The sequence below is a fragment of the Patulibacter sp. genome, from assembly GCF_030655195.1.
Taxonomy (GTDB): Bacteria; Actinomycetota; Thermoleophilia; order Solirubrobacterales; family Solirubrobacteraceae; genus Patulibacter.
The window spans coordinates 1-13,480 of record NZ_JAURWA010000058.1; the positions used below are offsets into that span (position 1 = coordinate 1).

Here is a 13,480-nt window from a genome sequence, read left to right on the forward strand (position 1 = left end):
CGCTGCCCGGCGCCCAGGGGCGCCCGGCCCGCCGCGCGACCCGCCGCGTGGGCCGGCTGCTCGGTCGGGTCCCGGCCTCGGGCGACGTCGCCCTGATCCGGCTCGTGCGGCGCGGCACCGTCCTGGAGCGCCTCGGCGTCGCCGAGGACCCGGGTCTGCCGACCGCGCTCCCCGGCCGCGGACGCCCCGCGACCGTCGCGACGCCGACAGGTCGCTGGCGCATCGTCCAGCGCGACGTCGGGCGCGGCATCGTCGTGCAGGCCGCATCGCCGCTCGCGCCGCTGCAGGAACGTCGGGACGCGCTGCGCGGGCGCCTGCTCGTCGCCGGCGCCGGGGGCGTGCTGGTCACCGGGCTGCTCGCGCTGCTCCTCGCCGGCCCGGCCCTGCGGGCGCTCACGCGGCTGCGGGCCGACGCCGGCCGCGTCGCGTCCACCGACGACCTCGCGGTGCGCGCCGCCGCCGACCGCGGTCCCGTCGAGGTGCGCGAGCTGGCGTCCACGATCAACGCGATGCTCGAGCGGCTGCAGCGCTCCGACGCGGAGCGCCGCACCGCCCACGAGGCCACCCGCCGGTGCGCCGCCGACGCCGGGCACGAGCTGCGCACCCCGCTGACCGCGCTGACGACGACCGTGCAGGCGATGCGCGACCACCCCGACCTCGGCGCGGACGACCGGGCGGAGATGCTCGGCGAGGTCGCCGAGGAGCACGCTCGGCTGATCGCCCTCGTCGACGCCCTGCAGGCCCTGGCCCGCGGGGAGGCCGCGGCGGACCTCGAGCCCTCGCGGGTCGACGTGGCGGAGGTCGCCGGGGCGGCGGTCGTCGCGGCCCGCGCCGCGGCTCCGGGGACGACGATCGACCTGGAGGCACCCGACTCCGCCGAGGTCGACGGCTGGGCGCCGGGCGTCCGGCTGCTGCTCGACAACCTGCTCGTCAACGCGGTCCGCCACGGCACCCCGGACGGCCGGATCGTCGCGGGGGTCGAGCGGACGGCCGACGCCGTGATGGTCACCGTCGACGACGACGGTCCCGGGATCCCCCCCGCCGAGCGTGCGACGGTACTCGAGCGGTTCGCCCGTGGCACGGCGGCGACGAGCCCCGGGAGCGGGCTCGGGCTGGCGCTCGTCCGGCAGCAGGCGCGTCTGCACGGCGGGGACCTGCACCTGGAGGACGCGCCGCTCGGCGGGCTGCGCGTCCGGGTGCTCCTGCGGGGGATCCCGCCGTCCCCGGGCCGCGGGGCCTCGCCGCGCTAGGTTGCTCGGCGTATGGGCGCACGCCGACAGACGGCCGGACGGGGCCTGACCCGCGACGCCGTCCTGGACGCCGCGATCGCCCTCGTCGAGCGCGACGGGGCGCCGGCCCTGACCATGCGGCGCCTCGGGACGGAGCTCGGCGTCGAGGCGATGTCGCTCTACCACCACGTCGCCAACCGGGACGCCGTGCTGACCGGCATGGCGGAGCGGCTCATGTCGCGGTTTCCTGCGCCTCCGCCCGACGCCGGCTGGCAGGACGCGGGGGAGTGGTTCGCCCGGCAGCTGCGGATGGTCGCGACGACCTCGCCGCAGACCTTCGCGCTGACCGCGATGGCGCCCCTGCGCTCGGCCGCGGCGCTCGAGCCCGTCGAGGCGCTCCTCGCCGCCCTGGTGCGCGGCGGGGCGAGCCCCGACGGGGCGCTCGTGGTGTACCGGGCGCTGGCGAGCTACGCCCGCGGCTACGCGCTGGCCGAGGTCGCCGGCTTCACCGTCGACGCGTCGACCGCCGCGGGGGCGGAGGAGCTGCGGGCGCTCGACCCCGAGGCGTTCCCGGTCCTCGGCGGGCACGTGGACGAGCTGGGCGCCGTCGGGGCCGACCGGGCCTTCGACGCCGGGCTGCGCGCCCTGATCGACGGGCTCACCGGGCTCGTCGATCCCCCCGCGGCCCGCCTCGCGGCGGTGCGCGCCCGCCGTCGCTGAGCCGCCCGCCTTACGCCGTATCCCGGCGGATCCGGAGCGATCGGTCCGGTGGCGTCGGTCGGGTGTCGTCCCGGCTCGCCGGGACGCACGGGCGTGGCCGGACACCCCCAGGGCCCGGCCACGCCGTGACCCCGGGCCGGGCGGCCGGCGCGACCGCGCGTCCCGGGGTGTCCCGACGGCGGGGCCGGATCCGGGCGCGTCGCGCGCGAGCCGGGGTCGCCCGGCGCGCGACGCGACCGGCCGCCGGCCGTGCCTCTGACCCCACCGAGGTCGTCCGAACGGCCGTCGGGAAGGACGATCCGTGCGTCGCCCCGCTCGTGATCCGCGGCCCACGGCGCGGTCACCGGTGCGAACGCCCCGCCCTCGGTGCCCGTCGCGACGGCGCGCGCCGCGTCCGGCCCCCGACGTCCGGGACCGGGCCGGTGCGCCCGTGCCGGGGGGAGGGATGGGCCGCGGGGGTCCGATGACCGTCGGAACCCGTGGCAGGGGCAGAGTTGCGCGGCCGGGCGGCGCACCGGTCCCGGATCCGGTCGCCCACGTACTCGCACGCGAGCCCCGCTGATCGGGGGGTTCACGGGTCGATGTGGCGCATCGGCAGTCGTCCTCATCGCCTTACGAGGGGTGTCCGACGACGCCGACCCGCAACGAGGGTGGGCGCGGACCAACGACAAGGAGCACCCCCCATGCACCTCGAGAACGAGCAGCAGACGACCGACGAGACGCCGGCGCCGCACCGCCGCACCGGCCTGCGCCGCATGCTCCCGGGCCGCGGCAGCGGCCGCACCCGGGCCGTCGTGGCCGGGACGGCCGTCCTGGCCCTCGGCATCGCGCCGCTGGGCTACGCCGCGACAGGCGGCACGCTCACGCTGGGCGAGCGCAACGGCGCGAACGACGAGACGGAGATCATCTCGAACGAGGCCGCCGGCAACAGCGCGAAGGGCGGGTACTCCACCCGCCAGTCGAACCTGTCGGCCGACGGCGGCGGCGCGATCTACGGCTGCCGCTCCACGGCGAAGACCTCGGCCACGGACCAGAAGAACCCCTGCGTCCGGGCCAACAACCTGTCCAACGGCCTGGCGTTCGAGTTCCGCGCGACCCGCGGCAACGTCGCCGGCGACATCAGCGTCGCCAACGGCGGCGACGGCACGAAGCCGTTCACCACGAACGCCACCGGCGTGGCGACCGGCCTGAACGCCGACCGCGTCGACGGCCTGAACGCCGAGGACATCGCGAAGGCCGCCCAGGCCATCGCCGACAAGGCGGCGACCGACAAGGCCGCGGCCGCGAAGTCGCGCTGGGCGCTCGTCAACGAGAAGGGCGAGATCGAGGAGCAGTCCGGTGGGTTCAAGGTCGTCGACTGCTACACGACCAACGCCAACTGCTACATCGACACCGGGGCGACGGTCGTCGGTCACGGGCTGACCGCGACGATCGCGGCGCAGAACCAGGTCGACGTCGACGGGACCGCCGGTGCGGACCCGAACTTCGGCGGCCAGGTGTCCGCGGCCCGGTGCCAGGTCGCCGGCGTGGTCGAGTGCGCCCCGGCGGGCGCGAAGAACGTCAACTCGCTCGTCGTGAGCCCGCGCAACACGGACGGCTCCGCCACGACGGACGGCGCCCGCAAGCGCTTCTACGTCGAGATCACGGGCTGACCGACGGCGGATCGTCCCCGCGGTCCCGGGTCGGGTGCCGCGGGGACGGTCTCGCTCGTGCACGCGGGGCCGAACCGGTCCAGATCCGGGACCTGACCTTCCCGGCCGGCGCCCGTCCCATCCGCACGGCCCGGCCGACCAGGCCCTCAGGCCTTCGGCACGCCCCCGGCGGGGGACGGGGCGCCGTACCACCGGGCGCGCCACTCGTTCATCCGTCGGATCTCCTGCGACTGCGCGTCGACGATCGCCGTCGCGAGCCGCCGGAGCTCCGGGTCGGTGCCCCTCGCGAGCTCGGTACGCGCCATCGTGATCGCCCCCTGGTGGTGCGGGATCATCTCGTCGATGAACGCGCGGTCGAACGGCTTCGCCGTCCCGAGCGCGCCCATGTCCATCGACATGCCCATGTCGTCCATGGACACGCCGAGCGTGGCGGCGTCGCCGCTCATGCCGGAGGCGTCGTGCGCTCCGTGGTCCATGCTCCCGTGGGCGGGCACCGCGGCGACCTTCGCGCCGAGCCGCCGGGCGGCCGAGCGCATCCGTGCGATCTCGGTGTTCTGCTCCTCGGTGATGCTGCGGGCCAGCGTCGTGATCTGCTGCCGCTCCGCCCGGTCGGGCGCGTAGCCGGCCATCCGCACCGCCATCTGGTGGTGGGGGATCATCTGCGACACGAACGCGCGGTCGACGGCGCCGGCCGCGGCCGGCGCGGTCGCCGCCGCCCCGGCGGCGGTCGACGCCGGCGTCGTGCCCGCGTCGTCGTCGCCCGCTCCGCAGCCGGTCACCGCCAGGGCGGTCGTGGCGGTGACGCCCAGCAGGGCGGCCAGACGGGTGGTGGAGGTCTTCATCGGTGCTCCTCGTGGTCGATCGTCGTGGTGCGTGCCGCCCGTGGGCGGGCACGCGTCGGGTGCTCCGCCGGCCTCGGGGGCCGACGGTGCGGGCGATCAACGACGGAGGACGGCGTGCTGCAGCCAGAGCGGGCTCGAGCGGGCCCGCGGCAGCGGGACGATCGGGACGAGGCGGAGGACGAGGGCCCGCACGGAACGGGAGGGCCGCGGGAGCCGGCGGCGCCTCCGGACGGCCGCCGCCACGACGAGTCCGACGATCGCCACCCCGGCGACGATCGTCCCGACGCACATCGCCGCCGCGGAGGTCCCGTGGTCGCCGCCGTGCATCCCGGCCATCCCGTGCGGGGCACCGTGGTGGACGACGACGGAGGCGCCGAGCACGAGCACGGCGAGGAGCGCCGCGAGGCGGTGGTCGGTCCGCGCGAGGCGCGCACGGATGCCCATCGGGCCCATGTGGATGTTGTACCCGCCCGGCCGACCGGAGCGCCCCACCCCGGGAGCCGATCAGGCCCCGTGGTGGGCCCTCCAGGCACCACGCTGCGGCGATTCCCACGCCGTTCCCAGTCGGTGCTCAGGGGCGGGCCCGATGGTGTGGACGAGGCGCGGGAGACCCCGCCGCCAGCCCAGCAACAGGAGAGACCCATGACCCCTCGCATCCGCAAGGCCGCCGCACTGGCCTCCACCGTCGTCGTCCTCGGCGGCGCCGGGATCGGCGTCGCCAACGCCGCCGACACGTCGTCCTCGTCCACCGCCTCGACGTCGAGGCCGGACCGCGGCGACCGCGGCCCGGGCCTCCGCACCGCCGAGCTCGCGACGATCGCCAAGACCCTCGGCGTCACCACGACGCAGCTGCAGGCCGCGGTCGACGCCGCGAAGCCCGCGAAGCCGACCGGGACCCGCGCCGACCGCGGCGCCGACCGGGCCGCCGAGATCGCCACCGCCCTGGGCGTCGAGACCGCGAAGGTCCGGACGATCCTCGAGGCGAACCGCCCCGCCCGGCCCACCGGCGCGAAGCCGACCGGCACGACGGCCGACGCCGCGAAGGCCGGCGCCCGCCCGGCCGGCGCCCCCGGTCGGGGCGGCCCGCGCGGCGGCGTCCGTGCGGACGACACGACGCTGATCGCCGCTCTGGCGAAGGGCCTGAGCCTCGACGAGGCGACGGTGAAGACGGCGCTGGCCAAGGTTGCCGCCGCGCACGAGGCGGAGCACGCGGAGCGCGACACCGCGCGCTACGCCGCGATCGCCAAGACGCTCGGTCTCGAGGCCGCCGACGTCCAGAAGGCGTTCGAGGCCGCGCGTCCCGCCCGGCCGACGACGTAGCGGCTCCGGCCACGGCGACGATCCCGGCCTCTGGCCGCGGATCGAGGAGCCAGGCCGCGCAGCCCCGCCTCGCCGATCGGCCCTCAGCCCGCCCGTCCCGGCGCGGGGGCGGGCTCGGGCTCCCGGGACGGCGCGAGATCGAGCTCCGGCTCCGCCAGCGCCGTCGCGATCGCCCGGTAGACCTTGCGGTTGACGATCAGCCCGACGTGGCTGCCGGTGACCTCGACGTTGGTGGCACCCGGGGTCACGCAGCCCTCCCACTCGACCACGCCGTCGCCCCGGGAGTAGATGCTCGTCAGGCGCACCGCCGGGTCGGCGGGGGCCCGGAACGCCTGCGCGAACGGGCAGTCGCAGAAGAGCGTGAAGCAGCCGGGGCGGCGACCGCGGCCGAGGGCGCCGAGCGCCAGGCGCGTGCCGGTCACCGCCGCCTGGGTCGGGATGCTGATGCCGAGCATGCCGTTGAGGTCCGATCCGACCGACACCGCGTGGGAGACGACCTCCGGGTGGTCCGCGGCGAGCGCCCGGACGTAGTGGCCGCCGCGGCTGTGGCCGATGATCGCCACGCGCCGGCCGTGGCGGTCGTGGGCGCGGCGCACGGCCCGGAGCACCCGGTCGTACGCGCGGTCCGAGCAGTCCGTGTTCGTGATGAATCCCGCCACCGAGGGCCGGTAGCCGAGGCGCCGCAGCCAGAGCGCGAGCGCCGACAGGGTCTGGTCCCCCGCGAGGAACCCGGGGACGAGCACCACCGGCCGACCGTCGCCGCGGGGCACCCCCGAGGGGTGGAGGAACAGCGGGTCGACCGACAGCCGCCAGGCCTCCAGGACCCACCGCGTCTCCGCGACCGGGCGACCCCACCAGCCCGGGTGCTCGTCAGCTCCCGAGGACATAGTCCCCCGGTGCCTGCGCGAGCGTCGGGTGCTCGTCGGAGCCCGGCGCCTCGGGCGCGGGGACGCGGTCACCGGAGCGCTCGGCCAGCCACGCCTCGTGGTCCGTCCACCACGAGCCCTTGCGGATCGCGGCGGCCTCCTCCCACTCGGACGGGTCGCCCGGGTGCTCGTCGGCGACGCGGAAGCTCGAACGGCTCTCGGGCGACGGGGGGTTGACGAGGGCCTGGATGTGCCCGCTGGTCGACAGGACGAAGCGCGGCGTCCCGCCGAGCACCTGGGTGCTGCGGTAGGCGTTCTCCCACGGGACGATGTGGTCGGTGCTGCCGGCCACGACGTAGCTGTCCTGCTTGACCTGGCGCAGGTCGACGGGCGTCTCGAGCACGGTGCGCTGGCCCGGCTGGATCAGGTCGTTGAGCATCGCCATCTGCACGAAGTCGCGGTGCAGGCCGTGGGAGAGCCGCACCGTGTCCTGGTTCCAGAACAGGACGTCGAACGCCGGCGGCGCCTTTCCGAGGAAGTAGTTGTTGACGACGTAGCGCCAGATCAGGTCGTTCGGGCGCAGCCAGGCGAAGACGCCCGCGAGCGACGCGCCGTCGAGGTACCCGCGCCGGGCCGAGTCCGCGACCGCGGCGGCCGCGATCTCCCGACCCACCAGCGCGGCGGTCGTCCCGGCCTGGCGGTGGTCCAGCGCGCAGACCATCAGCGTCAGGCTGGAGACGAGGTCCTCCCGGCCGGTGGCGGCCAGATGGGCGAGCGTGGCCGCGGTGATGATCCCGCCCGAGCACGCCGCCAGCACGTTGACCGCGTCGCTCTCCGCGATCGCGGAGACGGCCTCGCGGGCCTCGACGACCGCCGACGCGTAGGTGTCGAGGTCGAAGTGCGAGTGCTCCTTGTCCGGGTTGCGCCACGAGATCATGAAGACGCGGTGCCCGGCCTGCACGAGGTGCTCGACGAAGCTGCGGTCCTCCGCCAGGTCGAGCACGTAGTACTTGTTGATCGTCGGCGGGACGACGAGCATCGGCCGCTCGAAGACCTCGTCGGTCTGCGGCGCGTACTCGATGAGCTCCATGACGTCGGTGCGCAGCACGACCGAGCCCGGGGTCCGCGCGATGTTGCGCCCGATCTCGAACTTCGTCGTGTCGACCGTCGCGGGCAGGCGGGGGGCCTTGGCGATGTCGCGGACGAACCGCCGCGCGCCCAGGACGAGGTTCGCGCCGCCGCGGTCGATCGTCTCCTTCAGGACCTCGGGGTTCAGCAGCGGCAGGTTCGTGGGGGAGAGCAGGTCGTGGACGTTCTCCGCCATGAAGCGGATCTGCCGCTCCGTGCGCCAGTCCAGGCCGGCGTCCTCGATCAGGTCGTCGACGGTGCCGCCGAGGGCGAGGTAGGTCTGCAGGACGCGGCGCAGCGCCCAGTTCTCGGACCACGCGCGGTCGCGGAAGCGGCCGTCGCCCTTGGCGGGCGAGAGCTCCGAGGTGCCCGCGAGGACCTGCGTCAGCTCGACGCCCAGACCGCCGACGCGCCGGGCGGTGGTGCGCGGCCGGCGCGCCAGGCCGGCGGCGGTGCGGAGGATCGGGCCCGGCCGGCCGAAGCGGGTCGCACGGCCCCCCGAGACGTTCTGGGTCAGGAGCGTGTCCATGGCCGCGGTGCGGCGGCTGCGCGGCGCCCGCTTGGTGTCGGTGCTGTCCGTGGCGCTCACGAGGTCCCCTCCATCACGCGGTAGAGGACGTTGGCGACGCACGCGGGCTTCGGGGCGTCCTCGATCTCGAAGGTCAGCGTCAGGGCGAGCTGGCCCGTGCCGTCCTTCGCCTGCACGTCGTCGAGCGTCGCCCGCATCCGCACGCGGCTGTCCACGGGCACCGGTGCGACGAACCGCAGCTTGTCGATGCCGTAGTTCATCGCCATCGCGAACCCGGAGAGGTCGACGATCTGCTCGAGCATCATCGGGGCCAGCGAGAGCGTGTAGTAGCCGTGGGCGATCGTGCCGCCGAACGGCGTGCTCGCCGCCCGCTCGGGGTCGGTGTGGATCCACTGCCGGTCGCCGGTGGCCTCGGCGAACGCGTCGATCGTCTCCTGCGTGATGGTCGACCAGCCGGAGACGCCGATCTCGTCACCGACGCGGTCGGCGAGCTCGGCGAGGCTGAGGGACTGCGGCGTCCCGGTGGGCGTGACGGTGCTGTCGGACATAACGCGGGGGCCGCCGACGGGTCGCGGGGCGCGGTCGATCGCGGAGCGCCGCGGGTGGTCCGTCGCGTCGGGTGGGGGCCGGCGGGCGTGCTCATCCGCGGCCCAGGAGTCGCAGGGCGAGGTCGCGCTGGTTGCGCACGAGGCCGGTCTGCAGCGCGAAGGGCCGCGTCAGGCGCTCGACCGCCAGGTCGCGCGGGGTCGCCTCGACCGGCGGCTCCGTGCCCCGTACGTCCTCGAACCACGAGCGGCAGAGCTCGGCGGTGCCGGCCGGGTCCTCGAACGGGAACGCGTGGCCGCCGGGCAGGACCTCGAGCCGCGAGCCGGGGATCGCGGCCGCCATCGTCCGCGCGTTCCGGACGGGGCTCATCGCGTCGAGCTCGCCGTGGGCGACGAGCGTCGGGCAGCGGATCGCCCCGAGGTCGGTGCGACGGTTGAAGCACGACGCGGCGAGCGCCTGCGTCGAGGCGACCCAGGTGCCGGCGCGGCCGACGAGGAACGGGCGGACCGCGGCGTCGAGCGTCGCGGGGTCCGCCGACGTGCGGAACGCGGGGGAGAAGAGGAACGAGGCGGGCCAGAGCCGGCCGCGCCGGGCCGAGTCGCGGGCGAGGGTCGCCAGCGTCCGTGCGCCCTCGGCCGCGCCGGGGGTCGCCGACAGCGGGCCGCCGGACCAGCCGCCGACGAGCGCGAGGGACCGCACGCGCCACGGCATCCGGACGGCGAGCTCGATCGCCACGGCCGCGCCGAGCGACACGCCGATCACGTGGGCGGAGCGGACGTCGCAGGCGTCGAGGACCCGTGCGGCGTCGGCGGCGAGCATCGCGACGGACACCGGCCCGGCCCAGGCGCCGGACCGTCCGGCGCCGCGGTGGTCGAAGAGGATCGGCCGCATCCCGTCGGGCAGCACTCCGGCGAACGGCCGGAAGATCGCGGTCGAGATCGTCCAGCCCGTGATCGCCAGGACGGCCTCGCCCTCGCCGGTGGTCTCGACGTGCAGGCGCGGGCGCCCCGGCGTGCGGAAGGCGCGCACCGGGGGCACGGACGGGAGGGCCTGGTCGTGGGGACGCGGGGTCGGCATCGACGGTCGCGGCGCCCGGGGCGGGTGCGTCGCCGGAGCCGCTCGGGCCGCCGCGCGGAGCGGGGGCGGGGGTCGCCGGGCCGGGACGCCGCGTGGTCACCGTACGCGCGCCCCGGTCCGGCCCGGGTGTGCGGCCGTCCCCCTCCCGGCACCGCACGGGGTGGCACTGACCCATGGCCGGACGGGTGGTCCCACCGGGCCGGGGGGTGGGTCCGTCGGGCCGCGGCCGGAGGCCCGACGACCGGGGGTGGCCGGCGTGCGCCGCGCGGCCCGCGACGGGCCCCGACGCCCGGGTGGTCCGTGCGCCGGCCGCTCGCGGAGCCGGCCCCGGTCGCGACCGCAACGGCACCTACGACCACTACGACCACAAGCGTGACGCCGGTCACAGACCGCCCTAGCTTCGTCGATCAGCGCTGCGACACCCGTCGTGGCATCCATCGAGGAGAGCGACGGACATGACGATCACCGCACCGGCCGCCACGGCGTCCGTCCCACCCCCGGCCAAGGTGCCGTGGCGCCGCAGGCTCTACACCTGGGTCATCGTCGGCATCGTCGCCGGCGGCGTCCTCGGCGCGCTGGCCCCGGCGTTCGCCGCGAGCCTCGAGCCGCTCGGCACGTCGTTCGTCAGCCTGATCAAGATGGTGATCGCGCCGATCATCTTCTGCACCGTCGTCGCCGGCATCGGCTCGCTGGACTCGCTGCGCAAGGTCGGCCGGATCGGCGGCAAGGCGCTCCTCTACTTCGAGGTCGTCACCACCATCGCGCTGGTGCTCGGGCTCGTCGTGATGAACGTGCTCAAGCCGGGCGCGGGCATCCACGCCGACCCGACGAAGATCCAGGTCAGCGAGGCGGTCTCCGGCTACATCGGCCAGGGCGAGTCGCAGCAGTGGTACGAGGTCATCACGCACATGATCCCGTCGAGCGTCGTCGGCGCCTTCGCGGACGGCGAGATCCTCCAGGTCCTGTTCTTCTCGGTCCTCTTCGGCATCGCGCTGAACCTCATGGGCCCGACGGGCAAGCCGATCGCCGCGGGCGTCGAGAAGCTCTCGCAGGTCTTCTTCAAGCTCGTGAAGATCATCATGTACGCCGCCCCGGTGGGCGCGTTCGGGGCGATGGCCTACACCGTCGGCGAGTACGGCACGGAGGCGCTGACCAACCTCCTCAAGCTGATCCTCATCTTCTACGGGACGTCGCTGTTCTTCGTCTTCGGGATCCTCGGCGCGATCTGCTGGAAGAACGGCGTGAACATCTTCAAGCTCGTGCGCTACATGAAGGACGAGCTGCTGATCGTCCTGGGCACGAGCTCGTCGGAGTCGGTCCTGCCCAACGTCATGCGCAAGCTCGAGCACCTCGGCGCGTCCAAGCAGGTCGTCGGCCTGACGGTCCCGACGGGCTACTCGTTCAACCTCGACGGCACCGCGATCTACCTGACGCTCGCCGCCCTCTTCGTCGCCCAGGCGCAGGACATCACCCTGAGCCTCGGCGCGCAGCTCGGCCTGGTCGGCATCCTGCTCCTGACCTCCAAGGGCGCGGCCGGCGTCACCGGCTCGGGCTTCATCGTCCTCGCCGCGACGCTGTCGTCGCTGGGCACGGTGCCGGTCGCCGGGATCATGCTGATCTTCGGCATCGACAAGTTCATGTCGGAGTGCCGCGCGCTGACCAACGTCGTCGGCAACAGCGTCGCGTCCATCGTCGTCGCGCGGTCCGAGGACCAGTTCGACGAGGCCCGCGCCCAGCTGGTGCTGAACGGGGAGCTGCCGTACGTCGCCCCGATCGAGGAGCAGCTCCGGCCGCCGGTCGAGGCCGGTGACGCCGCCGCCGGCGACGGCACCTCGGCCCCGGTCCACGGCGGCCCGCCGGCCCCGGTCGACGAGGACCGCGGCGTGCTCGCCCCGGCCCCGCGATCGGCCCTGCCGACGCCGGCCGGCGTCGCCTGAGCGCTCGCCCACCCCTCGGCGGCGGGCCACCTGGAAGCATGACCCCGTGTCCCGCCGCCGCCTGATCGACCGGAGCCTCGCGACCCGGCTGCTCGGGCTGCAGCTCGTCGTGGTCGCGGTCGTCGTCGCGATCGGGGCGGCGGTCGCGATCCACTCCGCCCGCGAGGCGACCTACGACCGCCACCGGGACGAGACCCAGGCGGTCGCCCGCATCCTCGCGATCGACCCGACGGTGCCCCGGGGGCTGAACGGGTCCGATCCGACCCGGAGCCTGCAGCCGCTGATGGAGCGGATCCGCCGGGCGACGGGCATGTCGTTCATCACCGTGATGCGGCCCGACCGCACCCGGATCACGCACCCGGACCCCGGGCTGATCGGGAAGCCCTTCGTCGGACGGATCGGCCCGGCGCTGGCCGGCCGCGAGTTCACCGAGCGCTACACCGGCACCCTCGGCCGGTCGGTGCGCACCGTCGCCCCGCTGCGCGACGCCGGCGGGCGGATCGTCGGTCTGGTCGCCGTCGGCGTCACGCTGGACCGGATCGGCGCCCTGGCGGCCGAGCAGCTGCCGGCGCTGGTCCTCCTCGCGCTGGCGACCTTCGCCGTGGGCGGGACCCTGTCGCTGCTGCTGGCGCGCCGGATCAAGCGGCAGACCCTGGGCCTCGAGCCCGGGCGGATCACCGCGCTCTACGAGCACCACGACGCGACGCTCCACGCGATCGGCGAGGGCGTCCTCGTCACGGACGCCGCGGGGCGGTTGACCCTCGCCAACGACGAGGCCCGCCGCCTGCTCGGGCTGGGAGATCACGCCGAGGGGCGCGCGGTGGCGGACCTCGGCCTGGCGCCGGACCTCGCCGCGCTGCTGGCCGCCGCGGACCCGGTGCGCAACGCGACGCTCGTCGTCGGCGACCGGCTGCTGCTCGCCGCGCACACCCCGACCACGGTCGACGGGCGGAGCACCGGCACCGTGACGATCCTCCGCGACCGCACGGAGCTCGAGGCCCTCGGTCGGGAGCTCGACGCCGTGCGCGGGATGACCGACGCCCTGCGCGCCCAGGCGCACGAGGCCGCCAACCGCATGCACACGATCGTCGGGCTGGTCGAGCTGGGGCGCACGGACGAGGCGGTGCGCTTCGGCAGCGACGAGGCGTCGTTCGCGTCGGACCTGCTGTCGGACCTCGAGGCGCGGATCGACGAGCCGGCGCTGGTCGCGCTGATCCTCGGCAAGGTCGCGGTGGCCCGCGAGCGCGGCGTGGCCCTGCGGGTCGACGAGGACGGCCAGGTCCCGTCTACCGGGCTGCCGGCGGCGGACCTCGTGACGATCGTCGGCAACCTGCTCGACAACGCGATCGACGCGGCGGCCGAGCGGGGCGACGGGCACGTCGACCTGGTCCTCGGGGTGGTCGACGACGAGCTGGTGGTCGAGGTGGAGGACGACGGGCCCGGGCTGCCCGAGGGTGCGAGCGACCGGCTCTTCCGGGCGGGGTTCACGACGAAGCCCGCGGGTGCAGCGGGCCGCGGCGTCGGCCTGGCGCTCGTGGCCGGCGCGGCCGCACGGCTGGGCGGCAGCGTCGCGGCGGAGGACCGCCCGGCCGGCGGCGCGCTCCTGCGCGTGCTGCTGCCGCTGGGGCACGCGG

The 13,480-nt window shown here is 75.6% G+C and carries 12 protein-coding genes; 6 read left to right on the plus strand and 6 right to left on the minus strand.

Translation table 11 applies throughout. The features are described from left to right. The 3 genes from Q7T67_RS06330 to Q7T67_RS06340 all read left to right on the plus strand — a co-directional run. Positions 1–1,250: sensor histidine kinase KdpD (locus tag Q7T67_RS06330; RefSeq protein WP_304787139.1), on the plus strand; the 1,250-nt coding region annotated here is incomplete at its 5' end. A 12-nt stretch (positions 1,251–1,262) separates the two neighbouring features. Beyond that, entirely contained in the window at positions 1,263–1,949 is a 687-nt protein-coding gene (locus Q7T67_RS06335; protein ID WP_304787140.1) for a TetR/AcrR family transcriptional regulator C-terminal domain-containing protein, read from the plus strand. A gap of 683 nt (positions 1,950–2,632) precedes the next feature. Further along, positions 2,633–3,601, plus strand: a complete 969-nt coding sequence (locus tag Q7T67_RS06340) for a hypothetical protein (RefSeq protein ID WP_304787142.1) — start codon at positions 2,633–2,635, stop codon at positions 3,599–3,601. A 146-nt stretch (positions 3,602–3,747) separates the two neighbouring features. On the opposite strand, the gene Q7T67_RS06345 is transcribed toward Q7T67_RS06340, so the two are convergent. Then, positions 3,748–4,443 (minus strand): DUF305 domain-containing protein, encoded by a 696-nt coding sequence (locus Q7T67_RS06345; protein WP_304787144.1) that lies wholly within the window; start codon positions 4,441–4,443, stop codon positions 3,748–3,750. A 96-nt stretch (positions 4,444–4,539) separates the two neighbouring features. Next, positions 4,540–4,935 (minus strand): hypothetical protein, encoded by a 396-nt coding sequence (locus tag Q7T67_RS06350; RefSeq protein ID WP_304787145.1) that lies wholly within the window; start codon positions 4,933–4,935, stop codon positions 4,540–4,542. Between the two features lie 150 nt (positions 4,936–5,085). Here Q7T67_RS06350 and Q7T67_RS06355 point away from each other — a divergent pair, with 150 nt between their 5' ends. Beyond that, positions 5,086–5,763, plus strand: a complete 678-nt coding sequence (locus Q7T67_RS06355) for a hypothetical protein (RefSeq protein WP_304787147.1) — start codon at positions 5,086–5,088, stop codon at positions 5,761–5,763. A gap of 83 nt (positions 5,764–5,846) precedes the next feature. Here Q7T67_RS06355 and Q7T67_RS06360 read toward each other — a convergent pair whose 3' ends face one another. The 4 genes from Q7T67_RS06360 to Q7T67_RS06375 form a co-directional block, all read right to left on the minus strand. Beyond that, complete coding sequence (locus Q7T67_RS06360; RefSeq protein ID WP_304787150.1) at positions 5,847–6,650, minus strand: triacylglycerol lipase; 804 nt, start codon at positions 6,648–6,650, stop codon at positions 5,847–5,849. Continuing rightward, complete coding sequence (locus Q7T67_RS06365; RefSeq protein WP_304787152.1) at positions 6,634–8,346, minus strand: alpha/beta hydrolase; 1,713 nt, start codon at positions 8,344–8,346, stop codon at positions 6,634–6,636. The genes Q7T67_RS06360 and Q7T67_RS06365 overlap by 17 nt, the downstream gene beginning before the upstream one ends. After that, the gene (locus tag Q7T67_RS06370) at positions 8,343–8,834 is read right to left on the minus strand and encodes a MaoC family dehydratase (protein WP_304787154.1); all 492 of its coding nucleotides are present in this window, start codon (positions 8,832–8,834) and stop codon (positions 8,343–8,345) included. Before Q7T67_RS06370 ends, Q7T67_RS06365 begins: the two co-directional genes overlap by 4 nt. Positions 8,835–8,925: 91 nt before the next feature. Then, positions 8,926–9,909 carry an alpha/beta fold hydrolase gene (locus Q7T67_RS06375; RefSeq protein WP_304787156.1) on the minus strand — a complete coding sequence of 328 codons (984 nt, stop codon included), beginning with the start codon at positions 9,907–9,909 and terminating at the stop codon, positions 8,926–8,928. A 455-nt stretch (positions 9,910–10,364) separates the two neighbouring features. On the opposite strand from Q7T67_RS06375, the gene dctA reads away from it, so the two are divergent. Continuing rightward, positions 10,365–11,846, plus strand: a complete 1,482-nt coding sequence (gene dctA, locus Q7T67_RS06380) for a C4-dicarboxylate transporter DctA (protein WP_304787159.1) — start codon at positions 10,365–10,367, stop codon at positions 11,844–11,846. Positions 11,847–11,892: 46 nt separating this feature from the next. Then, on the plus strand, positions 11,893–13,480 hold a 1,588-nt coding region (locus tag Q7T67_RS06385), incomplete at its 3' end, for a sensor histidine kinase (protein WP_304787161.1).